Source organism: Pseudomonas sp. GW822-FHT02G04, from assembly GCF_058802085.1.
This window is the reverse complement of record NZ_JBXANU010000001.1, coordinates 369,599-393,727: the sequence shown is the minus strand read 5'-3', so window position 1 is coordinate 393,727 and position 24,129 is coordinate 369,599. Positions and strand designations below refer to the sequence as shown.

Here is a 24,129-nt window from a genome sequence, read left to right as displayed (position 1 = left end):
CCCAATGCCGTCGAATAACTTCCGCTGGTCCACCGTAGCGACACTGAGTGTCGTGCTGGGGGGCTGCTCGCTGGCCCCCGACTACCATCGGCCCGCATCGCCGGTGGCTATGCAATGGAGCGACGCGTCACAGCAAAAACCCGGCACCGCCGTCGTCGATGCCGATGCCTTGAACTGGCAAGCCTTTATTATCGACCCACAGCTGCGCCGGCTGGTGGCGGCCGCCCTGGACAATAACCGCAGTCTGCGCCAGGCGCTGCTGGACATCGACGCGGCGCGCGCCCAGTACCGGATCCAGCGCGCCGACCGCGTACCGTCGCTCAACGCCACCGCCAGCGGCAATCGCCAGCGCCTGCCCGGTGACCTTTCCACCACCGGCAACCCGCAGGTCAACAGCACCTATCAGGTCGGCCTTGGGCTGAGCGAGTTCGAGCTCGATCTGTTCGGTCGAGTGCGCAACCTATCCGACGCGGCGCTGGAACAGTACCTGGCGACTGCAGAAGCAACCCGCGGCACACAGATCGCCCTGGTGGCCGAAGTCACCCAGGCCTACTTGACCCGTGACGGCGCACAACGGCGCCTGGCACTTACCCGACAGACCCTGGAGACGCGCATGGCCTCGCTGGAACTGGTGACCCAGCGACGCAAGGCCGGTACCGCCACTGCACTGGATTATCAAGAGGCCCTGGGGCTGACCGAACAGGCCCGGGCCGAACTGGAGAGCACCGATCGACAGCTGCGCCAGGCCGGGCATGCCCTGCAACTGTTGATCGGGACCCAGGATGCAGCGAGTTACCTGCCCGCCAGACCGCAGGATGAGCTGTTGGTGGTGCAGGACATCGAACCCGGCACCTCGTCGACGCTGATCGAACGGCGTCCGGATATCCTCGCCAGCGAACACCGACTCAAGGCACGCAATGCCGACATCGGTGCCGCCAGGGCGGCGTTCTTCCCGCGCCTGTCACTGACCGGCTCGTTTGGTAGTTCCAGCAAGGAGTTGTCCGGCCTGTTCGACGGCGGCTCGAATGCCTGGACCTTTGCCCCGAGCCTGTCACTGCCGATCTTCGCCGGCGGGCGTAACCGCGCCGGTCTGGACCTGGCCAAGGTGCGCAAGGATTCGGCAGTGGCCAACTACGAAGGCACTATCCAGAACGCTTTCCGCGAGGTCGCCGACAGCCTCGCCGCCACCGACACGCTGCGCCGCGAGGAAGTCGCCCGCCAGGCACTGGCCGATTCCAGCCAAGAGGCACTGAAACTCGCCAAGGCCCGCTACGAAGGGGGAGTGGATACCCATCTGCGCTACCTGGATGCCCAGCGCAGTGCCTTCAGCGATCAATCCACGCTGATCCAGGTCAGCACCGAACGGCAGATCGCACTGACCAGCCTGTTCAAAAGCCTGGGCGGTGGATGGCGTGTTGATGCAGCCGAAAATCGCAATGATTGAGCCCAGCCACTTATCGCCCCCCAGGAGGGTCAATGCACTCTGAAAGTGATTATCTGAAGATCGGTCCCGGCGAACTTGATGCGGCTTCTCTAGCGGAGTTGATCCAGGGGCAGTCCTCGCCCCTCTGGTTCACCGGCGTCGACTTCAGCGGACAGGATCTGTCGCGGGTCAATCTGCAAGGCGCACACTTCGAGCGCTGCCTCTTCGCAGGCAGCAATCTGACCGCGGCAAAGCTCGATAGCACCGAGTGGCTGAATTGCCGAGCAGCACACGCGATTTTTCGCTCGGCAACATTGGTCGATGCCAAGTTCGTCAGCTCCGACCTGAACAATACCCAGTGGCAGCACAGCAAGCTGGCTCACGCCTCCTTTGACGGCTGCAAGCTGACGGGCGCCAATTTCATTGACACCTCAACCCTGGGTTTAAGTTTCTCCGACTGCGTGCTGCGCAGTGCCTGCCTGTCCGGCCTTTCATTCTACAAATCGCAGCTGCGAGGCCTCGACTTTGCCGACGCCGATCTGAGTTACTGCGACTTTCGTCATGCCGTCTTTCTTGAGGGCGGAAGCTTGTCGTTAGCCCGGGTCAATAATGCTCGTTTCGACCAGGCTGATTTGCGGGAGGCGAGTCTGCATGGACTGCGTCTTGTCGATGCGAAGATGTTCAAGGGTGCGATTATCTCCAAAAGCCAGGCGGCGATGCTGCTATCAGGGTTAGGCCTGACAGTGTTGTAGCGCGGCTCTGTCATTTACATTGCTCATAGGAGTTGAGCCGCTGGCAACCCACAGTCAGGCGGCGATCGAATTGTTCGAGCGTCAGGGTTTCCAAAACACTATAAAACAGATCACCTACCAGACCGGGGGTTTGGTGTCCAAGGTCTTCAAGCACTTCGGCAACAAACACAGAATACCGCTGGACATCCAGCCTGCGCGATGCCAACAACCTTGCACTCCAAGACCGTCAAAAACCCTACCCAGTATTTGGACAATACTACTTATTAGTTAGCCTTTGAAACTCCTCAACATTCTCGGGTGTAATAAGGCGATAGGGAACGAACAAACTCTGCTCAACTGTTTTTTTATCAATCATTTTTATGGCGACCTCCAGAGCACCTTCTGATTGACCTCTAGCATCCTGGAATACGGATACCGTCATAAGGCCTCGTTGAATCGCGGCCAACCCGTCGGAAGTACCATCAACCCCTCCAACAAGAACTTCATTTACGCCTGATTGACGTAGTGCCATAGCCGCGCCAATCGCCATTTCATCGTTATTGGATAGAATCGCGTCAATTTTTTTACCGGCCACCAACCAGTTATTCGTGATATCCATACCTTTTTCACGGAGCCAGGAGCCACTCTGCTCCTCAACTATATTGATATTCGGATACTTGGCCAGAACCTCCTTGAAACCCGTCGTACGACTGTGCGTCGCATTATTGGCCAAGTCCCCCAACAAAATGGCCACTCGACCTTTGCCCTCCAGCTTCTCAGCCAAGAATTGCGCTTGCATTCTCCCGGACTCCTTATCATCAGAAGTCACAGCTGCTACACCGCCAGGCAACTGAGGCTTATCGGGTCTCCGGTTAAGGTAAACCAGCGGAATTCCTGCTTTGACGGCCGATTCAGTAATAGCATCGGTTGCACCGGTATCCACCGGGTTGACGATGATCGCATCGACTTTCTGGCTAATGTAGCTCTGAACCTGGTTTAACTGTTTGACCACGTCATTGCGTGCATCTTCAAACTGAAGATCAACACCTTCTTTTTCTGCCCGATGGCTTAAATAGTTTCGCAAGGCGGTAAGGTAAGTATCATCAAACGTCGGCATACTGACACCGATCCTAAGTTCAGCCAACACAGTGGAACTCACCAACAACAACATCGAAAAAGCCAACACACGAGATTTGATATGCATGTTTAAAACTCCTTTTTATTGTAGGTATGGGTGCATCATCAAAAACATCAGCGGTCAATAAAGAGTCCGGCTTCGAGCAACGCCTCGTCCCAGCGGTGACTGATCTCCAGGCCATCGGCGTCCGTCACGGCATAAGGCGGTGGCCCCAGCTCACAGGTAAAAGAAAAGCTGGCCGAGGTGTCCGACCGGTTAAGCCAACCCTTGACCCCATAGCGCCACCCACCCAGAAAAGGCGCCAGCCAAGGTCAATGCTGGGCAAATTTCCATTGCATGGGCAGCCTCGAGGCCGGTCCGGCGATAGTCACGGGTGCAGGCCGGGAGGCACGGGCAAAGGTCGCGCTTGGTTCGGGCATCTTTTTATTCTCCGCAAGCAGGGTGATTCCAGGCGTTTGCCTGGACGAGGGATCACATCACCGCTAGAAAATATAGGGCGCAGGGAAGTGCTCCTCAATCCCCCGCACTCATTCCCTATCAAGCTATCATCTGGTTCCTCTAGCGCTTGATGGTTTTCTATCAAGGCGCTCCTGAGGCCCGCCAGCGCATCCACGAACGACGTTCCAGCTACCTGACCAGGCTTTCCACGGCAACCGTGCAACCGCAATCGCTGATCATGACCTCAGAAGCTGATTGGCCTTTTTCGAATGGCTGCATCAAATCCGGAACTGCCCCACCAGCAGGCCCAACCGCTGTCCGAGGCCCGCCAGGCTGCGAGAAGTCTGAGCGCCCAGTTGAGTCTCATCGGCCACGCTGTCTACCGCCACCGCGATTTGTTGCACACTGCGGTTGATCTCCTCAGCCACGGCCGTTTGTTCTTCCGCGGCGCTGGCAATCTGTGCGTTCATCGAATTGATGGTGCCAATCAGTTGCGCCATGGTGTCCAAAGAGACACCTGCCTGATTGGCCTGAGCCGACGTACCGTCACCGGCATCGCTGGAGCGACGCATGGCTTCCACCGCCTTACGCGTCCCCTGCTGCAAGCGGTCAATCATCCCCTGGATTTCCTGGGTGCTCTGCTGGGTTCGACTAGTCAGCGCCCGAACCTCGTCGGCCACCACCGCAAAACCACGTCCAGCCTCACCGGCCCGGGCGGCTTCGATGGCCGCGTTGAGCGCCAGCAGGTTGGTCTGCTCGGCGATTGAGCGGATCACATCCAGTACGCTGACAATTGATGAAACATCCTCCTGCAAACTGTCCAGTGAGGTACCGCTGCTACGGATATCACTGACCAGGGCATGAATCTGCCGGATGCTGCCGTCTACCACCCGCTTGGCGATCTGCCCCTCTTCGTCGGTCTGCTGGGCAGCCAACGCAGCGCTCTGGGCACTGCGAGCCACTTCCTGTGCCGCCGAGGACATCTCATTGATAGCGGTGGCCACTTGATCGGTCTCATGGCGCTGACGCTCCATGGCCTGATCCGAGCGCTGAGCCTGCTCGGACACCTGAGCCACCAGTCCGGTCAGTTGTGTGGTCATTTCGTTGATCTGACGAACCAGGCCATGGATCTTGTCGACAAAGCGATTGAACGAACCAGCCAGCTCGCCCAGTTCATCCTGGCTGGTGATCACCAGACGGCGGGGCAGATCGCCCTCGCCCGCCGCAATGTCATCCAGATTGGCTTTCATCAGGTTCAATGGCCGCAGCATGTTATTGGCCATCAGCATGCCCACAGCTGCAATCACCACCAGCAGCAAGACCGCGAACCCCAGAATGCTCAGCAGCACGTCCTGCATGCGCTCGTGTACCTCGGCGTCAACCACTGCCACCTGAGCATTGATACCGTCGATATTGATCGACGAGCCAATGATCATGTCCCATTTAGGCAGGTACTCGCTGTAGCCCAACTTCGGTACCCTCACATCACTGCCTGGCTGTGCAGCGTCGTACGCCACATAATGACTATCGTCTTTGGCCGCTCTCACCAGTTCGCGGTTGACGTACACACCGTTGGCGTCGTGGTTGTCCTTGAAGCTTTTGCCCACACCGTCCGGGTTGTTGCCTTTGAACAGGCGAATGGTCTCTGAGTCGAAACCGAAGAAGTAACCATCCTTGCCATAAGTGATGTTTGACAGCAGTTTGACCACCTCGGCGCGAGCGGCCTGGTCACCCGAGGGGGCAGCGTCGTACAGCGGTTTGATCGTGGTAAGAGCGACTTCGACGTAACTCTTCAATGCCAACCTGGCGTCTCCAAGAAGGCGTTGCCGAGTCTCTTCGACCTCTTTTTTCGCCTGCTGCTGGAGCATCAGAACTGTCGTCAGACTGATCACCAGTGCAAACAGCAAAACGGGTAACACCGCGATGGAAAGGACTTTAGTCTTCAGACTTAAGCGCATAGATCACTCACTTTTTATTTTCGTTAGGAGGATAGATCGTTAAAGACAGGTCGGATCAAGCGCGATAACTCCCCCTGCCATCGTGGAGTAGTCACGCAGGTCAAAAAGCCAGGTTGCTGGGTATTTCGTACAGGCACCGATGTAGAACATACCTGCGGCAAAGCCCACTTAAGCCCAAATCCTGACTCATCGTCAGCGCGGCAAAACCGATGTCGGTGCGATCCAGAGAGTTGACGAAACAGGCGATGGCTAATAGTGGGATCAATCGTATTGCCGCTTTACGGTAAGCACTCGACGCTCTGAGCGTTCGACACGGCCGAGCATATGCCAGCCCTGTTCCCCTTGACCAAGACCTTTAGACCATACGTATCCATGCCGACCTGGCATGGGGACCTATGTTGAGTCAGCACCTCATCCTGGATTTTTTCTCATGCGCCCTCGCGACCAAGCCAAAGAGTAGCCTCCTTCCACGCGCCAACCGTCACAAGTTCCTCCAAGGTTTCCAGCACAATTTTTTCCCAACTCAATGCCAAACGACTATTCCTGCGGTCTTTGAGTGTCGTCAACGAAACCGTAGAGCGAATGCCCGGTCTTTCAATCGCATGGCCCACCAAAATGCCCTTGGCGATGTCTTCTTGGACCGCGGCATGAGCAAGAATCGAATAGCCCATACCTTCGGCCACTAGGCGCTTGGTCAGGCTGACGCTGTCTACATCGAATATGACATTCAAGTGAAAGCCATTTTGTGCCGCCACCTGTTCAATCAGACGCCGATTGCTGTGGGGCAACCCTGGGAGGATCAACGGAAAATCTGCCAGGCCCATGATGCGCACCGATTTCGGCGCCTCCCCCGGTGGCCCGACCAGCACCATTCGTTCACTGAAAATGGGCCTGACATCGAAAGCCTCAAGCAACGGTTGGTTGTACACCACCGCGACCTGGATCCGGCCATCCAGTAGCCACTCCTGCAACGAAGTGCTCAAGCCTTCCAATGCATGCAATGAGGCCTTCGGCCAGCGCTCGTGAAAACGACGAATCAACTGCGGCCCGACGATGGTGCCGATCGCGGGCGGCAACCCAATTGCCAGATGGCCGCGCTCTTCGATCGCACTGTTGCGGACATGGTCGGCGGTTTCCTCCATGTAACGCAGCATGACATCCGCTCGTTCCAGCAGGCGCGCCCCAGCGGCAGTCAGCTCCACTCCCCGGCCATGACGAATGAACAGTGCCACCTGCAACTGCTCTTCCAGCTTGGCGATCTGCCGACTCAGCGCCGGCTGAGCGATGAAAAGCTCTTTCGCTGCGCGACTGAAGCCGCCGCACTGGGCCACTTTTACAAAGGAGCGAAGTTCTCGAATGTCCATCTTAGCCACCATGCCGTAATGGCATAGCTTTGTATCAAAATAAGGTTTTTGTGCCTAGGGTTAGTTTTTTCTATGCTCAACACAGATAGCTGAAGGCCCAGCTTGCACAGCAAGCGGCGCGTTACCACAAGAACAATGATGCCCACTATCGGGTCAGGAAATGCCATGAATCAGTTAAAGAAGCTCCACGTGCAGGTGCTGATAGCGCTTGTTGCTGCCGTCATACTCGGTTTCGCCGCCCCCCAATGGGCGGTGGCCATGAAACCCCTCGGACAAGCGTTCATTGCCCTGCTGAAAATGATGCTTGCGCCCATCGTCTTCGTGACCCTGGTCCATGGTCTTACCCACGTTCAGGACATGCGCAAACTCGGCCGGCTCGGTGTCAAATCGCTGATCTACTTTGAAGTGGTCAGCACGGTCGCGATGCTGATCGGTTTCATCCTGGTCAACGTGGTGGAGCCGGGCGTAGGCCTGCATGCCACCGGCCTGACCGAATCCAGTGAAGCGATCAAGGCAACCTCTGCGGCCGGTAGTGTGTCCATGATCAACTACCTGCTGGGTCTGATCCCCCACACATTGGTCGATGCATTCGCCAAGGGCGACATCATTCAAGTGTTGATTATCTCGGTACTGGCGGGTATCGCGATCAACCGCGTTTGCGGCCCGGATTCGGTCGCCGTAAAAGCCATTGGTGAAGCGCAAAGCATCCTCTTCAAAATGCTCAGCTTCATCATGAAACTGGCCCCCCTAGGTGCGTTCGGCGCCATGGCCGCGGCCATCGGCAGCTACGGTGGCGACACCCTCCTCTACCTCCTGAAGTTGATCGCGGTTTACTACGCAGCGTCGCTGATCTTCGTGTTCGGCATTCTGGGCTCGATCAGTTGGTCCATCGGCTTGCCGTTCGGCAGTGTGCTGCGCCTGATTCGCGATGAAATCCTGCTGGTGTTCGGCACGGCGTCCGGTGAAGTGGTGTTTCCACGCCTGATCGAAAAACTGCAGCGCAGCGGTTGCGATGAAGTGGTGGTCGGCTTCGTCCTTCCAGCCGGCTACAGCTTCAATCTCGACGGCACCGCGATCTACATGGCCATTGCCATCGGGTTCATCGCCCAAGCCACCGACACGCCGTTCTCCCTAGTGCAGCAACTTGGGTTGCTGGCAATCCTGAGTATCACCTCCAAGGGCGGCACCACCGTTGCGGGGGGGGCCTTCATCAAGCTGGCCGCCACCTTACAGTCGGTACAAACGCTGCCCCTGAGTGGCCTGGGGCTTCTGTTTGGCATCGACCGCATCATGGCCACCGCCACCGCCCTGACCAATATCGTCGGCAACACCATCGCAGTGTTCGCCATTGCACGCTGGGAGGGTGCCTTCAACCCTGAAGATTTCGAGCGCGAAACCGGCCGTAAACCGAGCCGCAGCCTACTGCGCCCGCCGGTGGAAACCCAGTCGGCCGAGTTGCCCATCGAGCCTGCGCACAAACCCCACATTCAGTCACCGCGTCCCTGACAGGAAAGCTCCATGAATCGTCTGCCCCCTATTGACCCGAACAACCTCAGCGATGCGCAGCGCCCAGTTTACGAGCGCATCGCCAACGGCCCGCGCAAAGGTGTGCGAGGCCCTCTGGCCATCTGGCTGCATCGGCCGGAACTGGCGGAGTGTGCCCAAGCGCTGGGCCGTTACTGCCGCTATGACACCTGCCTAGACCCGCGCCTGTCGGAGCTGGCCATTCTGATGATGGGGCGCCACTGGCTCGCCGAATACGAATGGGCCGCACACAAGCCGTTCGCACTGGAGGCTGGCTTGGCTCCGCACATCATCGATGCCATTCGGGATGACCTGGCGCCGGCGTTCGAAAACGCCGATGAAGCGCTGGTCTACCGCTTCATTCGCGAACTGCATGCCCAGCGTGCAATCAGCGACGGCCTGTACGCCGAATTCACCGAGCTGTTGGGCACAGATGCGGCCGTCGACCTGGTCGGCATCGCGGGTTACTACAGCCTGATTTCCATGACCATCAAGGTGTTCGAAGTGCCGCCGCCTGTGGGCGCCACTGCCGAACTGCCCATTACATTGAACTGAGGATATGTGCATGACTGATACTCTTCCAAAAAGCGATCGCCTCCAGGGCAAGGTCGCTATCGTCACCGGTGCCGGTTGTGTCGGCAGTGGCTGGGGCAACGGCCGTGCGGTCGCGGTGATATTCGCCCTGGCCGGTGCCAAGGTGTTCGCGGTCGATCGTGATCTGGGGGCCATGGAGGAAACTCTGGAGCGCATCCGCGATGCGGGTGGTGAAGTCACGCCTTATGCCTGCGACGTCACCAATACCCAGGCCGTCGCGGCCATGGTTGCCGCCTGCAAAGAGACCTATGGCACCGTCGATATTCTGGTGAACAACGTCGGCGGTTCGGCGGCGGGTGGCGCCGTTGCCTTGGCTGAAGAAAAGTTCGACGCCCAGATTGCCCTGAACCTCAGCAGCGTCTACCTGACCTGCAAGCACGTACTGCCGCTGATGGAAGCCCAAGGCAGCGGCTCGATCATCAACACCGCCTCGACCTCCGGTATTCGATGGACAGGTTCGGCCCAAGTGGCGTACGCCGCGAGCAAAGCCGGGGTGATCCAGCTCTCGCGCGTAACCGCCGTGGAGTACGCGCCCAAAGGCATCCGCGTGAACACCGTGGTACCCGGGCAGTTGCACACGCCGATGGTAGAGGTACGCCTCGCCGGCCAACGCACCGGTGGTGATGTGAGCAAATTGCTCGATACACGCCTGGCACGCATTCCCCTCGGGTTCATGGGCGACGGCCGCGACACGGCTTACGCGGCGCTGTACCTGGCCAGCGATGAGTCGCGCTTCGTCACCGGCACTGAAATTATCGTCGATGGCGGCATGACGGCGCGCTGCGACTGAGCCAGCCGCGAGGAGCAAGCATGTCGACTTCATTCAGCCCTACAGGTGTGTGGGATTGCCACACGCATATTTACGGCCCTTGGGCCCAATTTCCGCTGCCCGCCAATGCTACCTATACACCCGAGCCCGCGCCCTTCACCGAGTTGCTGGGCATGCATCGGCGTCTGAACATCAGTCATGGTGTGCTGGTGCAGGCCGCACCCTACGGTACTGACCACGCAGCCATACTGCAGGCGATTGCCATCAGCGAAGGACGTTACCGCGGAGTCGGCATCATCGACGAAACCACCACCGACGCGCAGTTACAGGCGCTGCACGACGGAGGCCTGCGCGGTATCCGCTTCAACTTGATGGGCCACCTGCCAGGTGCACGCGACCCGCAAAAACTGCGCGCACTGGCTGAACGCGTCATGCCCTTCGGCTGGCATGTGCTGGTGCATGGGGAGTTGCCGGTCGTGCTGCCATTTCTGCAGGCCTGGCGCGATCTGAAGACCCCTTTGGTCATTGACCATATGGCACGCCCCGACCTGACCGGGCCGGTTGATCCGATGCTGATCGGCGAATTGCGCGCGGAGCTCAGCCATGCAAATCGCTGGATAAAACTGTCCGGTATCGATCGCGCCATGCAAGGCAGGCCCGGTCCATGGCCGCAAGTGCTGGATCAAGTGCGCACGCTGCTCCAATGTGCGCCGCAACGCGCTATCTGGGGCTCGGACTGGCCGCATCCGAACATCAAGGGACCGATCCCGGAGGATGCGCAACTGCTCGACTTCATCGTCCAGGTCTGCGACAGCGCAGCCTTGCGGCAAGCGGTTCTGATCGATAACCCGGCTCGGCTTTACACCTGACACCTCGCCTATTCAGGAACTCAAACGATGGACGAAATCACTTGGTCGCCCAGTTTGCGCGTGCCCGATACCCGGGTGCGCGAGCTGGACCCGCGCTTTGCCCACTACCGCCTGGCGCATGCCAAGGTCGAACGGCTCGGTGGCGGCTTGCGCTGGGCGGAAGGCCCGGCGTGGTTTGCCGACGGGCGCTTTCTGCTGTTCACCGATTTGCCCAACGACCGGATCATGCGTTGGGACGAGGCCACAGGGGTACTGGGTGTATTTCGCCAACCCGCTAATCAGGCAAACGGCATGACCCGGGACCGTCAGGGCCGCTTGCTGGTGTGCGAGCACGGTGGCCGGCGTGTCACCCGTACCGAGTATGACGGCAGCCTCACCGTGCTGGCCGACAGCTTCGCGGGAAAGCCGCTGAATTCGCCGAATGACGTTGTGGTGAGATCGGACGACAGCATCTGGTTCACCGACCCGCCTTTCGGCCTGATCAGTGACTATATGGGCCGTCAAGGCACTCCAGAACTGCCGGCCAACCTGTATCGCCTCGATGCGGATGGCACGCTGCACTGTGTGGCAGAAGACCTCGAAGGCCCGAACGGCCTCGCCTTTTCCCCGGATGAAAAAACCCTTTACCTGGTCGAGTCCAGAGCGCGTCCGCGACGAATCGTGGCCTACAGCGTCGACATTCAGGGTCACCTCAGCCAGCGGCGCGAGCTGATCGATGCCGGCAGCGGGTTGCCCGATGGTTTACGCGTGGACGTGGACGGCAATCTCTGGTGCGGCTGGGGCGCACCAGAGCCAGGCATGGATGGCGTCCGCATCTTCGCCCCCGATGGCAGCGCAATCGGGCATATCGACTTGCCGGAGCGCTGCGCCAATTTGTGCTTCGGCGGGCCGCGCGGTAATCGCCTGCTGATGGCCTCAACCACTTCGTTGTATTCGTTGTTCGTCAACACACGCGGCGCTTGAAACGGGCGCCCATTAGAGAAGGTAGCACCATGAAAAAAACAAGATCTGCTCCGATACTGGTGGCCACGGGTCTGGTCAGCTTGCTCGGTTTCTCTCAGTTGAGCGAAGCAGCCGAACTGAAGGTCATTGCCAGTGGCGCACTCAGAGGCGCAATGGAACACCTTCGACCTGCCTATGAAAAAGCCAGCGGCAACACCCTGAGTTTCAGTTGGGGGCCTTCGATGGGCACCTCACCTGAGTCCATTCCAGAGCGCATCAAACATAAAGAGCCCATGGACCTGGCTATCATGGCGGATGAAACCCTTGAACTGCTCTCTTCCACCGGCGCCTTCGACATGGCGACCCGCCGTGAGATCGCCGATTCACGCATCGGGGTCGGCGTACCTCACGGCAAACCCAAGCCGGATGTCTCAAGCGTCGCAGCGTTGAAATCAGCCCTGCTGAACGCTGACAAGATCGCTTATTCCCAGGGCGCCAGCGGCGTGTACATCCGCACTGAGCTCTTCCAGCGTTTGGGTATCAGCGATCAGGTGAAAGGCAAGACCGTTGAAATCGCTGGCAAGGAGTTGGTAGGCACGGCCCTGGCCAGGGGCGATGCGGATATCGGCATGCAACAAATCAGCGAGTTGAAGGTAACCCCTGATGTCGACTACTTGGGCCCACTTCCCGAGGAAGTCCAGAAAGTCAGCCGCTTCTGCGCGACAGTAGCCCACCAGACACCCAATGCGGTCCCTGCCCGCGAATTCATTGCCTTCCTCAACAGCCCGGCTGCACGCCGTCTGCTTGAGGAGAGCGGCCTTGAGCCCGCCAAAAACCTGAATGCCCAAGAGGCCAAGTAATGAAAAAAGTCTCGCGTTTTCTTCTCGGTGCCACCGTTGGCCTGTCTTGCGCCATGGCGATGGCCGCCGGTGCACCGTTCAATCAAGAGCTGGTTCGTTATGACGATGTGCAAATCGAGGTCAATGCCCAAGGCAGCGGGCCGGTAATTGTGATGCTGCCCTCGCTGGGCCGCTCGGGGCGCGATTATGACCAAGTCGCCGAGTATCTTCAGGCCGACGGCTTCCGCGTGGTCAGGCCAGAGCCGCGTGGCATAGGGCACAGTAAAGGACCGATGGAAAACCTGACCGTGCACGATTTTGCCCGCGACGTCGCAGCGGTGGTCGAGCATGAAAATAAAGGTCCCATCGTGGTGGTCGGTCACGCCTGGGGCAACTTCGCGGCGCGCATGCTTGCCGCGGATCGTCCCGACCTGGTGCGCGGCGTGGTCATGGCCGCTGCGTCTGCCGGCAAGGTACCGCCGGGGTCGACTGAAAAACCCATCAACGCAGAGATGCGTCAGGCCATCGACGGCGCGGGCGATATGTCGTTTTCCGAAGAGCAACGCCTGATCTATCTGCACAAAGCGTTCTTTGCCCCCGGCAACGACCCCAAGGTGTGGCTGGGTGGTTGGCACCAGGCAACCCACGATGCCGAAGGCCACGCGCGCAACACCACCCCGGTGGACGACTATTTCGCCGCTGGCACTGCACCGATTCTCGATCTGCAAGGCGAGGCGGACACGGTTGCCCCAAGGCGCTTCTCGGGCGTGCTCAAAAGCATGCTCGGCGAGCGGGTCCAAGTGGTGGTATTAAAAAATGCCGGACACGCCATGGCCCCGGAGCAACCCAAAGCGATGGCTGATGCGATCGCCACGTTTGCCAAGGTGCAATACGCGAAATAGAAGTAGCCGGTAAGCGTTTCAAATGTGGGAGGGGGCTTACCCCTCCCACATTAAACCGAGATGCATCCGCGAATCAGTCGGTCACTTGGTCGCATACACGCGCTGAGCGAACTCGGCGATGGCATCCGCCATTTCACGAGGCTGCTCGGGGGCCATGGCATGCCCGGCGTTGGCAATAGTTTTATGTTCGACCCGGTCGCCGAGCATCGATTTGAGAATGTTCGGGATCACCACCGCATCATGCTGCCCCTGCAAGTCGAGAATGGGCACGGTGTTGCCGGCTGACCAATAAAGCTCCACGGGCGTGGTATCCCGCGCATGGTCCTGGGCCTGGTGGGTCTTGTCGTACCAGCCGGTCAGCCAGGCACGCGGGTCATTGCCGGGCGCGAAGAACGCCTCCTGGAGATAATCGATACGCTTGGCTTGCGGCAACGAATAATTACCCGCGCCCTTGATGGCCTCGACCATGCGCCCATAGGGCTTTTCCGACGAGCCTGCGGGCAATTTGCCAATCGACGCGGCCGCCAGCACGATGCCGTTGACCAGGTCCGGGCGATCCACCGCCAGTACGCGCGCTGGCTGGCTGCCCCAGGCATGCCCGACCACGACCGAAGGCCCAGTCTTGGCCTTGTCCATCACCAGGGCCACGTCGGCGGCGAAGTCGTGCAGCGTCGGGGTATCCATCGGCGCCTTGCTGCCCTTGACCCCACGCGGTTCGGGGCGGATCACGCGATAGCCGTCAGCGGCCAGGTAGCGTGCCACCTCGTCATAATCATTCGCGCCACGACCTTTTGACGGCAGGATCACGATGACACGGCCCTTGCCCTGATCCAGCGCCTCGATATGCACATTGCCCTTCTCGGCAACGAGTGTACGTACCGAATCGTCGGCATTTCCCGGCAGGCTATAGGCAACGAGGCCAGCGACGATTAAAGATTGCATGACGCGAGAGTAGTGCATTGGATGAGCCTTTTATTATTGTTTGGCATGCCAAACTGATGGGGGTGAACCCTCAGGTTTATGCACTTGGAAGAAAATAACCAATACTGATATCTCATGGTTTTCGATGCTCGTCGGGCATGGCCGAGGCCCTGCATTCAACGCCCTCGAAGTCCCATGCCCTGCGGTTATGGACACCTATGGTTTAAAGGTCTTGGCGCGCACGAGAATGCCGGCCCTATGCTTCCGGGCTCCTGATTACAACAATAATGGAGCCCCATGAATACACTCACAGCCGCTCAAGTAACGCCCCAGGAGGACCTGGAATCCAGCGCCTGTCGCAAAGCTGCGATCAGGTTGATCCCCTTGCTCGCCATCGCGTATTTCTTCAATTACCTGGACAGAACCAACGTCGGGTTCGCGTCGCTGACCATGAATGACGACCTGGGTCTTACCGCCTCCCAATTCGGTTTTGCGGCCGGCATTTTCTATGTCGGTTACTGCCTGTTCGAAGTGCCTAGCAACCTGGCGCTCTACCGCTTCGGAGCACGTCGATGGCTGGCCAGGATCATGATTACGTGGGGGCTGTTTTCCGCCTCTACCGCGCTGGCTCAAGGGCCTGTCAGTTATTCGCTCATCCGCTTGCTGGCCGGCATTGCGGAAGCCGGGTTTTTCCCCGGCGTGATCTACTTCCTGTCGCTGTGGTTTCCCATCCAGTATCGGACGAGGGTCATGGCCTGGTTTCTGTTTGCCATTCCGGTCTCTTCGGTGCTCGGTGGGCCGCTCTCTGCCGCCATGCTGGCGATGGACGGACTCTGGGGTTACCGCGGCTGGCAGTGGCTGCTGGTGCTGCAAGGCTTGCCGGCCTGCGTGCTGGGCGTGATGTGCCTGAAAATGCTGGCCGACAAGCCCGCCGACGCGAAATGGCTGACCGTGGACGAGCGCCAGGCATTGCAATCGGCCCTCGATGCCGAGCACGAATCGAAGGGCTCCCACAGCTTTCGCGAGTCGATCAAGGACGTCCGGGTGTGGCTGCTGGCGGCCATCCTGTTCAGCTATATCATCGGCATCCTCGGCATCGGTGTTTGGCTGCCGCAAATCCTCAAGACCCATGCGCTGACCACCACCCAGATCGGCTGGGTGTCGGCGATCCCCTATCTGATTGCCAGCGTCGCCATGCTGCTGTGGGCGAAGGTGCTGGCCCGCAAGCGACGTTATGTCCTGCATTTGGCGATTACCTGCGCCACGGGTGCGGCCGGGTTTATCTTCTCGGTGGTTTACAGCGACCTGATTCCGGCACTGATTGGCCTTACGGTAGCGTTGATCGGCCTGAGTTCGGTGCGTACCTGCTTCTACAGCATCCCGGCGACGTTCCTCAGCAAGCAGGCAGCGGCTGGCGGCATTGCGTTCATCAATGCCGTGGGTAGCCTTGGCGGGTTGGTTGGGCCGTACGCGGTGGGCTGGCTCAAGGACCTCACGCACTCATTCAACGCCGGGCTCATTGCAATGGCCACGATGCTGTGTGTCGCAACAGTATTGACCTTGATTCTGAGGTACGTGGTCAAGGAAGCCTGACCCAAAATGGCCCCGGCGGGCTCGTTCAGCCGCCGGGGCTTTTCATCAGTGATCGTGGAATGTTTTCTGGCGAGTCATGAACGTCGAGAGTTCCTTCCCCGCCTCCCGGCTGTAGCGCTTGAGCGCCTTCGCCACAGAGCCGAGCCCTATCTGGTCGGCATAGTAGGTCAACCCGCCCTTATAACGCGGGAAGCCATAGCCGTGAATCCACACCAGGTCGATATCAGCAGGGTGCGCCACGATATCGTGGTCGATCAACCAGACGGCCTCGTTGATCATCGCAAACAAACAGCACTCTTCAATTTCCTGATCAGTGATGCTGCGGGGCGTGATACTCCATTGTTGTCGGTACTGCTCCAGCCGTTCGGCCAGCCAGGCGTCGGGCAAGGCCTGGCGGCTGCCCGGCGCGTAGCGATAAAACCCAAGGCCGGCTTTTTGCCCAAGCCGACCTGCGGCATACAATTTATCGACCCAGTCGCAACGTCGCTCACGCTCGCTCAACTGCAACAGACGCCCCTGGCGGTTACGCCAGGCGACATCCACGCCGGCCATATCACGCACGCATCACCCGGTCGACAGCCTCGGGAGACGCGCCCTCCTCCAGCAAGAACATGGCTTCCCGCTCCCGCGCCGCCAACAGCCGATTACCCACAAAGCCGTCGCACACCCCCACGGTGACCGCCACTTTGCCCAGTCGCTGCGCCAAGGCAAGCACCGCGGCCAGCACTGACCTGTCGGTCTGGGTAGTGCGCACCACTTCCAGGAGTTTCATCACCGGCGCAGGGCTGAAGAAATGCATCCCCAACACCTGCTGCGGGCGACGGGTGCAATCGGCGATGGCCTCGACGTCCAGGTACGAGGTGTTGGTCGCCAGAATCGTGTCTGGCTTGCACAGGGTATCCAGCTGGCGAAACACCACGCGCTTGACCTCCATATCTTCGAACACCGCTTCGATGACCAGGTCGGTGTCCGCCACAGCGTCCATTGAAGTCGATGGCAGGATCAACGCCCGGCGCTCCTGGCAGGCGTGTTCATCCATGCGCCCTTTGAGCAACGCGTCCCGGTAATAGTCGTCGATGTTCTTTACGCCGCGTTGCAGCGCGGCGTCCTGCACATCGATCAGGCTCACAGCGACACCTGCGTTGGCCACGCAGATGGCAATCCCGGCGCCCATGGTGCCTGAACCGATCACCGCGACATGTTGAATCGCACGCGCCTGGCCGTTGGCGGCGAGCTTGCGCGCACGGCCGGCCAGCGCCCGCTCGGCTAAAAACAGATGCCGCAAGGCCCTGGCCTGGGCCGATTGCCGCCGTCCGATAAACAGCGCGCGCTTCCAACGCCATGCCGGCCAAAGGGTTCGGTCAGCGCCGCGTTGATGGCCTCAAGGGCGGCCTAGGGCGCTTGTTGCCCAGCCAGTTTTTTCATCACCCCTGCCACTTTCGCCTCGAATTCAGCGGCGTCGTGGGCAGGCATCAACCGATCCCGCGTGCGCCCCCAAAATGGATGGGGAAGGAGCAAACGCCTGGCGTGCTCGATCGCTGCGCTGTGCAGGTCGGTGGTCACGCAGTGGTCGACCAACCCGACGGTCTGCGCCTGCACCGCCGTCAGGCGCTGCCCGGCAATCATAACGTCAACGGCAACCAGCGCGCCGCACAGGCGAACCAGGCGCTGTGTACCGCCCGCGCCAGGTATCAAACCCAGGCTGACCTCCGGCAGGTCCAGCACCGTGTGTTCATTGGCAATATGCAAATGACACGCCAGCTCCAGGCCACCACCGAGTACCGAACCATGCAAGGCAGCGATCACCGGTTTCTGGCTGTTTTCGATAGCGTTCAGAAACAGGTCAAAGCGAAGCTTCACGCTCACTCAAATCTTTTTTCCACGGCATCAAGCGGCTTTCAGCCACCAAATGTGGCGAGAGCCAACAAAAAAATCACGCGCGTCAGCTAAGGTCGCACCTGGCCAGCAGCCTGCCATCTCTTTTTGGGAAAAGAATTCGACTAACCAAGATGAGGAGTTTTGGCAAAACTTCTTCAATACCAATCCGTTTGTGCTGGCCCAAGCATTCCCTGATAGCCTTTTAAAACTTAAGGACAAGTGCTATATGGGAGGGAAAGATATATCCAACCAAAATGGCAACTTAATCGACTTCCTGTACAGATCTAGCACAACCAAAAACGTAGTTCTTATTGAGATCAAGACGCCAGCGATGCGTTTGCTTGGAAGACAATATCGCGGAAATGCTTATTCAATTTCCGAGCAGCTTTCCGGTTCGATTGTACAAGTCCTAAACTATCGCGAGGAACTACTTAAAAGTTATTACATGCTCGCTGGGAACAGTCCTGATCGGTTCAATGCTTCTGCCCCAAGGTGTGTAGTCCTCGGCGGAAGCCTTTTAGGCGAGGAGATGGACACTACTCAGCGCCGCTCATTCGAGCTATTTAGGTGGTCCCAGCACACAACTGTGCTTACATACGATGAGCTGTTCGCGAAGCTCAGGGACATCGTGGATCTGGGCGATACATGAGAGTATTACGGATGGCTGCCCCGGTCTATTTGCGGCCTGACTTCTCTGCCGCGATCACGTACGGGGCAAACCGATGCGGCGATTACCAATAAAGGATCAGCGACAATCCCCAAGAAGCCGCTGCTGAATCCTCAACAGGAATCCGGCTTCAAAGGCATCCTGGTAGTCACCGACAGGAAAGGTTTTGCGCGCTTGCGCCAACTCCCACCACAGTGGAATCTCGCCGGGCATATCAAGCCAAGCCTGAGCGCATTGCACGCCACGTTCGATCATCGGGGCAAATTCGTTGCCCCAAGGCGTCAGAAGACTTGGGCTACCATCCGCCGCAGGAATTGAAATGTAGTTTTCGTCCATACACACCCTAAATTTCTGATTTTTTGTTAGACGCTAGGCCCAGCTTCGAAAAGCTTAACGACACCAAATGAACGCTCGATAACAGACATGAACACCAAATGGCCTAGATCAATGCCAATGTAGACTATATCCCGTGGATTGAGAGTCCCTCAAGGCGCAATTTGCGCGCATGACTCAAGACTACGAACAGCTTCGTCGGCAGCTGGCGGAAAACATCCGTTTGATGCGACGCGTGAAAAACCTTACCCAAGAGCAGCTGGCGCTCATGGCCGAGGTGGATCGCACCTACGTCAGTCAAATCGAACGATGCACGGGCAATCCGTCGCTGTTGGTCCTGTGCAAGCTCGCCAATATTTTCGAAATTACCGCAGATCAGTTACTTGTGGAACCCGATAGCCTGCGCAGCGCCCTTCACGTCAAATAATAGTCTCACGTCTCACAAACCCGATAGATCCGCCTTCATAATTTCCACTGACAGTCTTCAGCCCCTAACCGAACCTGCCCAGGCCATACACCGAGAGCCCGGATCATGCCTGTTGCCTGCTCGTCAATCCCGCCCACAAAGCTACGGCCCTTGGCGCTGAGCCTCCTGCTGGCGTGCGGCCCAAGCATGGCGCTGGACACCGGCAGCATCACGTCCTCCGTGCTTTCGCCAAACTGTCTCGAATACCGGGTCGTCGGCATTTGTTTCTGGCTGCTCTGCACGCCCTTCGGCTGCACAGTCAAAACCTCAACCAAGGTTCATCATTTCATTCCTGAACAGGTGGTCTCGAGCTACGCCACCACCGGCAGTAACCCCTGGACCGAGATGGCCACCCTCTCCGCTCCCATCAGTGGTGCGGAAGGTGGCGGTAACCTGATCACGCCGAACACCCAGCGCGACAACCTACCCCGCTTCAAGAACGTCGATGGCATCGGTCACCCCGGTGGCTGGGTCGCCACACAACTGGCCTCGCAATCCGGCTACGCCTGCGCCAGCGGCGCTACTGCGTTCATGCCCTACTACCTGAGCACCCTGGACTCACTGGCCTGGCGCCATGGCATTCCGGAAAGTCTTTACCCCGAGTCGCTTATACCGGGGATCCGTGAAATTGGTCGCCAGGCTTCGGGAAACATATGGGGCAACGTCTATCCTCGGCAGGGCTTTCTCGTGCAGCCCGACGACTTCAAAGCCGCTGCAGTCATGGCGCAACGGGCCGGCGATGTGATTACCCGCAACTGGCAGCCGCATGTGTACTTACCGCTCACGCCCGCCAAACGAGACGGCTACTGGCCGCCTGGCCCGATCGTTGAAAACGACGCCTCGACCCACAAATGGCAATTGCTCTACCCCCAGGTTCAACCGACTTGCGCCATCTTCCCCAGTGATCCGGTACAGAGCGCGGATGGCGGCTACGCCTGGTCGCTGTGGCGTCCCTATAGCTGTTGCAAACGAGAGGGACAGACCTTCCTGTTCAGCATCGACTTCGAAGGAGGTGCTTCATGAGTCGGCTTCTCGCACGACCCTGGTTGGGCGTGATGAGTCTGTTGCTCTGTGGACTGCTCGCCATGGCCACGCATGCCTACGCCGCCGAGGGCAATTACCGCCTGGGTACTCAAGGCGAAGTGCTCGACGACCGGGTGATGTACACCATCGGTGGCGGCTCGGCAGTCGGCTCACCGAGCTCGCTCTACCGACCTAGCGGTCTTGGGGTCGGCGGGTCCTGGCGAGCAAACATGATGTGCGGAAACATGAGCCTCACCAATACTCTGCAAAACCAGCTGAACGGCGCCACCGAAGGTTTCCAGCAGATCATGGGCAGCGTCGTGCAGAACGCGACCCAAGCGGTGATGTCTCTGCCGGCGTTGATCATCCAGCGCGCCAACCCCGGTCTCTATGAGTTGCTCAGTAACGGGGTGATGCAGGGCCGTATCGACTTCGATCGCTCCAAACTGACCTGCCAAGCCATGGCCGAGAAGATGGCGGACAAGGTCGGTCAAGCCGGTTGGGGTGCGCTGGCCAAGAACCAGGAGATGCAGGGCAATCTGGAGCAAACCGGCGGTGATGCGGTGGCAGCGGTGAAAAACACCGAAGCCCATAACGGCAACAATGGGGTGTCCTGGGTCGGCGGTTCGAAGGCCGGAGGTAACGGACAGACGCCCATTCGGGTGACCGCCGACGTGGTCCGCGCAGGCTATAACCTGCTGCATAACCGTACGGTGGATGACAGTGCCTCGATCAGTAGCAGTGATTGCCTGGGAGGGGCTATTTGTCAGACATGGGCTTCGCCCCAAGAGGAGTCCGACTGGGCCGTTCGGGTGTTGGGCGAGAGCGAAGTCGCGACCTGCGACAGCTGCGAAACTCTGCGTGCGACCGCTGGCAGCGGACTAACGCCGCTGATCCAGGAGGCCTATAACGAGCGCCTCAAGGCCCTGCAAGGGCTGTTGTCTGGCTCTCTGCCGCCTACCCCTGACAACCTGGCGAAAGCCTCCAGCCCGATGCTGCCGGTGACTCGTGGTGTGGTTGAAGCCCTGCGCGACGATCCCGATCAGGATCTGTTGGCACGGCGCCTGGTCAGTGAGACGGCCTTGTCCAGCGTGCTCGACAAAGCGTTGCTGCTACTGCGCACCCTGCTGGCGGGCAGTCACGAGCCGAACATCGCTTCCGCCGAACCGGCCCAAACCGCCTTGACGAAAAACATCGACGCTCTGGAGCGTGAAATCCGCCTGCTGCAGACCGAACTGCAGGTCCGGCAGATGCTGACCACCAATACCGCCAGCCTGGTGCTCGATCGGCATGCCGGCGGTGCTGATGCTTCGCGCACCGTCGAGCAAGGCGACCCCGAGCCCGGTCGACTCAATGATGCTGACGCCAGGCGCAAGTGAGCCATGAAACGCTCACCGCTATTCACTTTGCTTTCGAGTCTAGGGATTGCCACGGTGATGATCTTGAGCGCCGCACTGGTCGCCTGGATCGGCCGCACTGCGCTGGGTAGTTTTGAGGCCTGGCAGCAGGCACTCGAATCCGTACGGCCCTATCTGCGGTGGTGGCGTGCCCTGCTCTACGGCGCCCTCTTTGCGCTCTGGTGGGATCTACTTCGGCGCCACCGACATCGACCACAGGATCGACTGCGCGTGAAACGCATCGGGACATTAGGTCTCGTACTCTTTACCTGCGTCGAACTCACCCGACTGTGAGATCACCACCATGCTCATGAGCACCAATAGCTACCTGGAGTTTTACCTCTCCCTGCTGGCCTGGATTATCAACAACGGCCTCTGGAGCGTCCTGTCCGACACCGGACTGTTCGCCGCGCCCTTTGGCGCAATCATCCTGCAGGAATGGTTGTCGGCCCGTCAGCAAGGCGCGGATGAAGGCAACAAGGGACTATTGTCGGTACCGCGGATTGAGAACCGATTGTGGCTGGCATACATAGTCGTATTGTTTGGTTGTGCCCCCGTCTTTCCGTTGAGCCTCGCGTCAATGGCGTTCGATGATGCGGCGAGCCAGCGCTGCGGTATTAGTGTGGTCAAGCCAGCAGAAACGGCATGGGGGACCACCTTCAATACCATCGGCGAACGCTCCGCCAACGTACCGATCTGGTGGTTTCTGGTGCATGCCTTGAGCAAAGGGGTAACCGCAGCGGCCACCGCCTCCATCCCCTGCGCACCGGATATCCGACAAATGCGCATGGAGATCGACAGCTCGCGCATCGACAGTCAGGTACTGCTGCAGGAAGTTGCCGACTTCACTCGCGATTGCTATGGCTACTCCCGTTCTCGGTTGTTTACCAATCGCCCGCAGTTAGACAAGGCACAAAGTCACGACGCGTCCTGGATCGGCTCAAGCTACTTTCTCGATACCCCTGGCTACTATGATACGGATCGCTCACGAACGCCGCGAGTCAGTTGGCCGTATGACGACAACCGCGATGTCTCCTTACCGCGGCTGGAGAATGGCGCGGGCTACCCCACCTGCAAGCAGTGGTGGAGTGATAGCGGTGTAGGGTTACGCGAACGTTTGATCGAGCAGGTTGATCCCTTGCTGCTGACTCAGCTGAAAGGTTGGTTGGCTGGCCGTTCGGGCAACGAGATAGAGGATGCCACCCTCCGTGAGTTGGTCAGCCCGCGCCAGCAATCAATGTCCATGTCGCCCGGACAGGTGTACCAGGACTATGGCTCCAGCGCTCGTGGCGGCTCGATCAATCAGGGGCTCAATAATCTGGCCACCAATACCGGGTTAGCACTGGGCTCCTTCAGCAACTTCCCGGCAATGAATGCACTACGCGCCGCACTGCCAATGGTGCAGGCCTTCCTCATCATGGGCGTCATCATCAGCTTGCCTCTGATCCTGCTGGTCAGTACCTATCAGCTGAAGACCGTCATGACAGTGACGTTCGCGCTGTTCACCTTACACATGCTGAGCTTCTGGTGGGAACTGGCGCGCTGGGTCGACTCCTGCATGCTCGACACCTTGTACAACCAAGTTTCGGCTTCCAATCAAGCGCTGTTGTCGCTGCCTACGTCCGGGTTTATGGACGGGACAGTCACGGCACAGGTGATCGAGTACGTGATGGGGGCCATGTTCATCGTGCTGCCGATGCTGTTTCTAGGGGCCATGAGCTGGGCAGGATATTCAGTCGGCAGCGGGATTCAAGGCATGTTGGCGAACGGTAGCAAAGCAGCAAGTGACGCAGCGAGCAAAGGTACGGATCAAATATTGGGTGCTGCTAAGCGCTCAATTAGATGACTTGCTGTCGCCTATATAATGCCCGTTGTCGTCGAAGTCACCGATGTAGAGGTCAGCACCTAGGTAGTCTGGCCCTGGATTTTTCTCTTGTTGATCGGCACCAATAAAAACCCTGAGCCATAGCAAAGCAGTGACAGCCAGCATCATCACAATGAAAGTAACCATCCAAGCACTGACAAAGAGCAATCCTCCGATCAATGCCAGTTTGGCAATCAAAAAACTCCCGCGAACAAGTAATTTACCTGCGGGCATACCTGCCGTCACCGCACGCTCAGCCACGCGGAGCTCAAACGTTTTCAACATACGGCAACCACGTTTTACCGACATGCCACATGCGTACGCCCAGCGGTGGGCACGTGAATTCTGAACAGGTTGCTGAGTCGGCATGGTCTCGGCCTCTTCTGAACGTTTTCATGGTTGAGACAGGAGTAATAGCCTACTACTGAAAACGGTCCGTTCCTGACCATTTATCAGTTTACCTAGCCGAAAAAACTTCGCTGGAGTAAAGCGGGCG

At 58.8% G+C, this 24,129-nt stretch carries 25 protein-coding genes; 16 read left to right on the top strand and 9 right to left on the bottom strand.

The genetic code is table 11. From position 1 onward, the window contains the following. Positions 1-4: 4 nt before the first annotated feature. Together AC1RO5_RS01840 and AC1RO5_RS01835 are read left to right on the top strand one after the other, a co-directional pair. Positions 5-1,444 (top strand): efflux transporter outer membrane subunit, encoded by a 1,440-nt coding sequence (locus tag AC1RO5_RS01840; protein WP_493172221.1) that lies wholly within the window; start codon positions 5-7, stop codon positions 1,442-1,444. 32 nt (positions 1,445-1,476) lie between these two features. Further along, positions 1,477-2,175, top strand: coding sequence for a pentapeptide repeat-containing protein (locus AC1RO5_RS01835; RefSeq protein WP_493172219.1), 699 nt, complete (start codon positions 1,477-1,479; stop codon positions 2,173-2,175). Between the two features lie 256 nt (positions 2,176-2,431). On the opposite strand, the gene AC1RO5_RS01830 is transcribed toward AC1RO5_RS01835, so the two are convergent. The 3 genes from AC1RO5_RS01830 to AC1RO5_RS01820 form a co-directional block, all read right to left on the bottom strand. Beyond that, positions 2,432-3,358 (bottom strand): sugar ABC transporter substrate-binding protein, encoded by a 927-nt coding sequence (locus AC1RO5_RS01830; RefSeq protein WP_493172217.1) that lies wholly within the window; start codon positions 3,356-3,358, stop codon positions 2,432-2,434. 650 nt (positions 3,359-4,008) lie between these two features. Then, entirely contained in the window at positions 4,009-5,688 is a 1,680-nt protein-coding gene (gene ctpM, locus AC1RO5_RS01825) for a methyl-accepting chemotaxis protein CtpM (RefSeq protein WP_493172215.1), read from the bottom strand. A gap of 428 nt (positions 5,689-6,116) precedes the next feature. Beyond that, positions 6,117-7,052, bottom strand: a complete 936-nt coding sequence (locus tag AC1RO5_RS01820) for a LysR family transcriptional regulator (RefSeq protein WP_493172213.1) — start codon at positions 7,050-7,052, stop codon at positions 6,117-6,119. Between the two features lie 165 nt (positions 7,053-7,217). Between AC1RO5_RS01820 and AC1RO5_RS01815 the strand changes: the two genes are divergently transcribed. The 7 genes from AC1RO5_RS01815 to AC1RO5_RS01785 are packed head-to-tail and all read left to right on the top strand — an operon-like array spanning position 7,218 to position 13,491. Continuing rightward, on the top strand, positions 7,218-8,558 hold the full coding sequence (locus AC1RO5_RS01815) for a cation:dicarboxylate symporter family transporter (protein ID WP_493172211.1): 1,341 nt from the start codon (positions 7,218-7,220) through the stop codon (positions 8,556-8,558). Between the two features lie 12 nt (positions 8,559-8,570). Continuing rightward, the gene (locus AC1RO5_RS01810) at positions 8,571-9,131 is read left to right on the top strand and encodes a carboxymuconolactone decarboxylase family protein (RefSeq protein WP_493172209.1); all 561 of its coding nucleotides are present in this window, start codon (positions 8,571-8,573) and stop codon (positions 9,129-9,131) included. Positions 9,132-9,141: 10 nt separating this feature from the next. Beyond that, positions 9,142-9,960 (top strand): SDR family NAD(P)-dependent oxidoreductase, encoded by an 819-nt coding sequence (locus AC1RO5_RS01805; RefSeq protein ID WP_493172207.1) that lies wholly within the window; start codon positions 9,142-9,144, stop codon positions 9,958-9,960. Positions 9,961-9,980: 20 nt separating this feature from the next. Beyond that, entirely contained in the window at positions 9,981-10,808 is an 828-nt protein-coding gene (locus AC1RO5_RS01800; RefSeq protein ID WP_493172205.1) for an amidohydrolase family protein, read from the top strand. A gap of 27 nt (positions 10,809-10,835) precedes the next feature. Then, positions 10,836-11,771, top strand: coding sequence for an SMP-30/gluconolactonase/LRE family protein (locus AC1RO5_RS01795; RefSeq protein ID WP_493172203.1), 936 nt, complete (start codon positions 10,836-10,838; stop codon positions 11,769-11,771). Between the two features lie 29 nt (positions 11,772-11,800). Further along, complete coding sequence (locus tag AC1RO5_RS01790) at positions 11,801-12,610, top strand: molybdate ABC transporter substrate-binding protein (protein WP_493172201.1); 810 nt, start codon at positions 11,801-11,803, stop codon at positions 12,608-12,610. Beyond that, complete coding sequence (locus tag AC1RO5_RS01785) at positions 12,610-13,491, top strand: alpha/beta fold hydrolase (protein ID WP_493172199.1); 882 nt, start codon at positions 12,610-12,612, stop codon at positions 13,489-13,491. The genes AC1RO5_RS01790 and AC1RO5_RS01785 overlap by 1 nt, the downstream gene beginning before the upstream one ends. An 81-nt stretch (positions 13,492-13,572) precedes the next feature. Here the strand turns inward: AC1RO5_RS01785 and AC1RO5_RS01780 are convergent, their stop codons facing one another. Beyond that, complete coding sequence (locus AC1RO5_RS01780; protein WP_493172197.1) at positions 13,573-14,451, bottom strand: alpha/beta fold hydrolase; 879 nt, start codon at positions 14,449-14,451, stop codon at positions 13,573-13,575. 258 nt (positions 14,452-14,709) lie between these two features. Here AC1RO5_RS01780 and AC1RO5_RS01775 point away from each other — a divergent pair, with 258 nt between their 5' ends. Next, on the top strand, positions 14,710-16,005 hold the full coding sequence (locus AC1RO5_RS01775; protein WP_493172195.1) for an MFS transporter: 1,296 nt from the start codon (positions 14,710-14,712) through the stop codon (positions 16,003-16,005). A gap of 45 nt (positions 16,006-16,050) precedes the next feature. Here AC1RO5_RS01775 and AC1RO5_RS01770 read toward each other — a convergent pair whose 3' ends face one another. From AC1RO5_RS01770 to AC1RO5_RS01760, 3 genes are all read right to left on the bottom strand, one after another. Next, positions 16,051-16,557, bottom strand: a complete 507-nt coding sequence (locus AC1RO5_RS01770) for a 3-hydroxyacyl-CoA dehydrogenase family protein (protein ID WP_493172193.1) — start codon at positions 16,555-16,557, stop codon at positions 16,051-16,053. A gap of 1 nt (position 16,558) precedes the next feature. Then, the gene (locus AC1RO5_RS01765) at positions 16,559-17,290 is read right to left on the bottom strand and encodes a 3-hydroxyacyl-CoA dehydrogenase family protein (RefSeq protein WP_493172191.1); all 732 of its coding nucleotides are present in this window, start codon (positions 17,288-17,290) and stop codon (positions 16,559-16,561) included. Positions 17,291-17,397: 107 nt separating this feature from the next. Then, positions 17,398-17,871 (bottom strand): enoyl-CoA hydratase-related protein, encoded by a 474-nt coding sequence (locus tag AC1RO5_RS01760; RefSeq protein ID WP_493172189.1) that lies wholly within the window; start codon positions 17,869-17,871, stop codon positions 17,398-17,400. Positions 17,872-17,914: 43 nt separating this feature from the next. Between AC1RO5_RS01760 and AC1RO5_RS01755 the strand changes: the two genes are divergently transcribed. Further along, positions 17,915-18,532: a Shedu immune nuclease family protein gene (locus tag AC1RO5_RS01755; RefSeq protein WP_493172187.1), complete on the top strand. Its 618-nt coding sequence runs from the start codon at positions 17,915-17,917 to the stop codon at positions 18,530-18,532. Positions 18,533-18,628: 96 nt separating this feature from the next. On the opposite strand, the gene AC1RO5_RS01750 is transcribed toward AC1RO5_RS01755, so the two are convergent. Then, a complete protein-coding gene (locus tag AC1RO5_RS01750; protein ID WP_100845510.1) occupies positions 18,629-18,886 on the bottom strand; it encodes a LasR-specific antiactivator QslA in 258 nt (85 codons plus the stop codon). 169 nt (positions 18,887-19,055) lie between these two features. Here AC1RO5_RS01750 and AC1RO5_RS01745 point away from each other — a divergent pair, with 169 nt between their 5' ends. The 5 genes from AC1RO5_RS01745 to AC1RO5_RS01725 all read left to right on the top strand — a co-directional run bounded on the left by AC1RO5_RS01745 (position 19,056) and on the right by AC1RO5_RS01725 (position 23,615). Further along, on the top strand, positions 19,056-19,310 hold the full coding sequence (locus tag AC1RO5_RS01745) for a helix-turn-helix domain-containing protein (protein WP_493172185.1): 255 nt from the start codon (positions 19,056-19,058) through the stop codon (positions 19,308-19,310). A gap of 105 nt (positions 19,311-19,415) precedes the next feature. Beyond that, positions 19,416-20,372 (top strand): TIGR03756 family integrating conjugative element protein, encoded by a 957-nt coding sequence (locus AC1RO5_RS01740; RefSeq protein ID WP_493172183.1) that lies wholly within the window; start codon positions 19,416-19,418, stop codon positions 20,370-20,372. Further along, a complete protein-coding gene (locus AC1RO5_RS01735; RefSeq protein ID WP_493172181.1) occupies positions 20,369-21,751 on the top strand; it encodes an integrating conjugative element protein in 1,383 nt (460 codons plus the stop codon). Before AC1RO5_RS01740 ends, AC1RO5_RS01735 begins: the two co-directional genes overlap by 4 nt. 3 nt (positions 21,752-21,754) lie before the next feature. Continuing rightward, positions 21,755-22,063 carry a hypothetical protein gene (locus tag AC1RO5_RS01730; RefSeq protein ID WP_253397468.1) on the top strand — a complete coding sequence of 103 codons (309 nt, stop codon included), beginning with the start codon at positions 21,755-21,757 and terminating at the stop codon, positions 22,061-22,063. A gap of 10 nt (positions 22,064-22,073) precedes the next feature. After that, positions 22,074-23,615 carry a conjugal transfer protein TraG N-terminal domain-containing protein gene (locus tag AC1RO5_RS01725; RefSeq protein ID WP_493172176.1) on the top strand — a complete coding sequence of 514 codons (1,542 nt, stop codon included), beginning with the start codon at positions 22,074-22,076 and terminating at the stop codon, positions 23,613-23,615. On the opposite strand, the gene AC1RO5_RS01720 is transcribed toward AC1RO5_RS01725, so the two are convergent. Beyond that, positions 23,604-24,002, bottom strand: coding sequence for a DUF3742 family protein (locus AC1RO5_RS01720; protein WP_253397473.1), 399 nt, complete (start codon positions 24,000-24,002; stop codon positions 23,604-23,606). The genes AC1RO5_RS01725 and AC1RO5_RS01720 overlap by 12 nt on opposite strands. Positions 24,003-24,129 lie beyond the last annotated feature (127 nt).

Bases quoted from the DNA above. Each gene is read 5' to 3' on its own strand.
- AC1RO5_RS01840 (WP_493172221.1), top strand. From the start codon at position 5: ATGCCGTCGAATAACTTCCGCTGGTCCACCGTAGCGACACTGAGTGTC.
- AC1RO5_RS01835 (WP_493172219.1), top strand. From the start codon at position 1,477: ATGCACTCTGAAAGTGATTATCTGAAGATCGGTCCCGGCGAACTTGAT.
- AC1RO5_RS01830 (WP_493172217.1), bottom strand. From the start codon at position 3,358: ATGCATATCAAATCTCGTGTGTTGGCTTTTTCGATGTTGTTGTTGGTG.
- ctpM (WP_493172215.1), bottom strand. From the start codon at position 5,688: ATGCGCTTAAGTCTGAAGACTAAAGTCCTTTCCATCGCGGTGTTACCC.
- AC1RO5_RS01820 (WP_493172213.1), bottom strand. From the start codon at position 7,052: ATGGACATTCGAGAACTTCGCTCCTTTGTAAAAGTGGCCCAGTGCGGC.
- AC1RO5_RS01815 (WP_493172211.1), top strand. From the start codon at position 7,218: ATGAATCAGTTAAAGAAGCTCCACGTGCAGGTGCTGATAGCGCTTGTT.
- AC1RO5_RS01810 (WP_493172209.1), top strand. From the start codon at position 8,571: ATGAATCGTCTGCCCCCTATTGACCCGAACAACCTCAGCGATGCGCAG.
- AC1RO5_RS01805 (WP_493172207.1), top strand. From the start codon at position 9,142: ATGACTGATACTCTTCCAAAAAGCGATCGCCTCCAGGGCAAGGTCGCT.
- AC1RO5_RS01800 (WP_493172205.1), top strand. From the start codon at position 9,981: ATGTCGACTTCATTCAGCCCTACAGGTGTGTGGGATTGCCACACGCAT.
- AC1RO5_RS01795 (WP_493172203.1), top strand. From the start codon at position 10,836: ATGGACGAAATCACTTGGTCGCCCAGTTTGCGCGTGCCCGATACCCGG.
- AC1RO5_RS01790 (WP_493172201.1), top strand. From the start codon at position 11,801: ATGAAAAAAACAAGATCTGCTCCGATACTGGTGGCCACGGGTCTGGTC.
- AC1RO5_RS01785 (WP_493172199.1), top strand. From the start codon at position 12,610: ATGAAAAAAGTCTCGCGTTTTCTTCTCGGTGCCACCGTTGGCCTGTCT.
- AC1RO5_RS01780 (WP_493172197.1), bottom strand. From the start codon at position 14,451: ATGCACTACTCTCGCGTCATGCAATCTTTAATCGTCGCTGGCCTCGTT.
- AC1RO5_RS01775 (WP_493172195.1), top strand. From the start codon at position 14,710: ATGAATACACTCACAGCCGCTCAAGTAACGCCCCAGGAGGACCTGGAA.
- AC1RO5_RS01770 (WP_493172193.1), bottom strand. From the start codon at position 16,557: ATGGCCGGCGTGGATGTCGCCTGGCGTAACCGCCAGGGGCGTCTGTTG.
- AC1RO5_RS01755 (WP_493172187.1), top strand. From the start codon at position 17,915: ATGTGGCGAGAGCCAACAAAAAAATCACGCGCGTCAGCTAAGGTCGCA.
- AC1RO5_RS01750 (WP_100845510.1), bottom strand. From the start codon at position 18,886: ATGGACGAAAACTACATTTCAATTCCTGCGGCGGATGGTAGCCCAAGT.
- AC1RO5_RS01745 (WP_493172185.1), top strand. From the start codon at position 19,056: ATGACTCAAGACTACGAACAGCTTCGTCGGCAGCTGGCGGAAAACATC.
- AC1RO5_RS01740 (WP_493172183.1), top strand. From the start codon at position 19,416: ATGCCTGTTGCCTGCTCGTCAATCCCGCCCACAAAGCTACGGCCCTTG.
- AC1RO5_RS01735 (WP_493172181.1), top strand. From the start codon at position 20,369: ATGAGTCGGCTTCTCGCACGACCCTGGTTGGGCGTGATGAGTCTGTTG.
- AC1RO5_RS01730 (WP_253397468.1), top strand. From the start codon at position 21,755: ATGAAACGCTCACCGCTATTCACTTTGCTTTCGAGTCTAGGGATTGCC.
- AC1RO5_RS01725 (WP_493172176.1), top strand. From the start codon at position 22,074: ATGCTCATGAGCACCAATAGCTACCTGGAGTTTTACCTCTCCCTGCTG.
- AC1RO5_RS01720 (WP_253397473.1), bottom strand. From the start codon at position 24,002: ATGCCGACTCAGCAACCTGTTCAGAATTCACGTGCCCACCGCTGGGCG.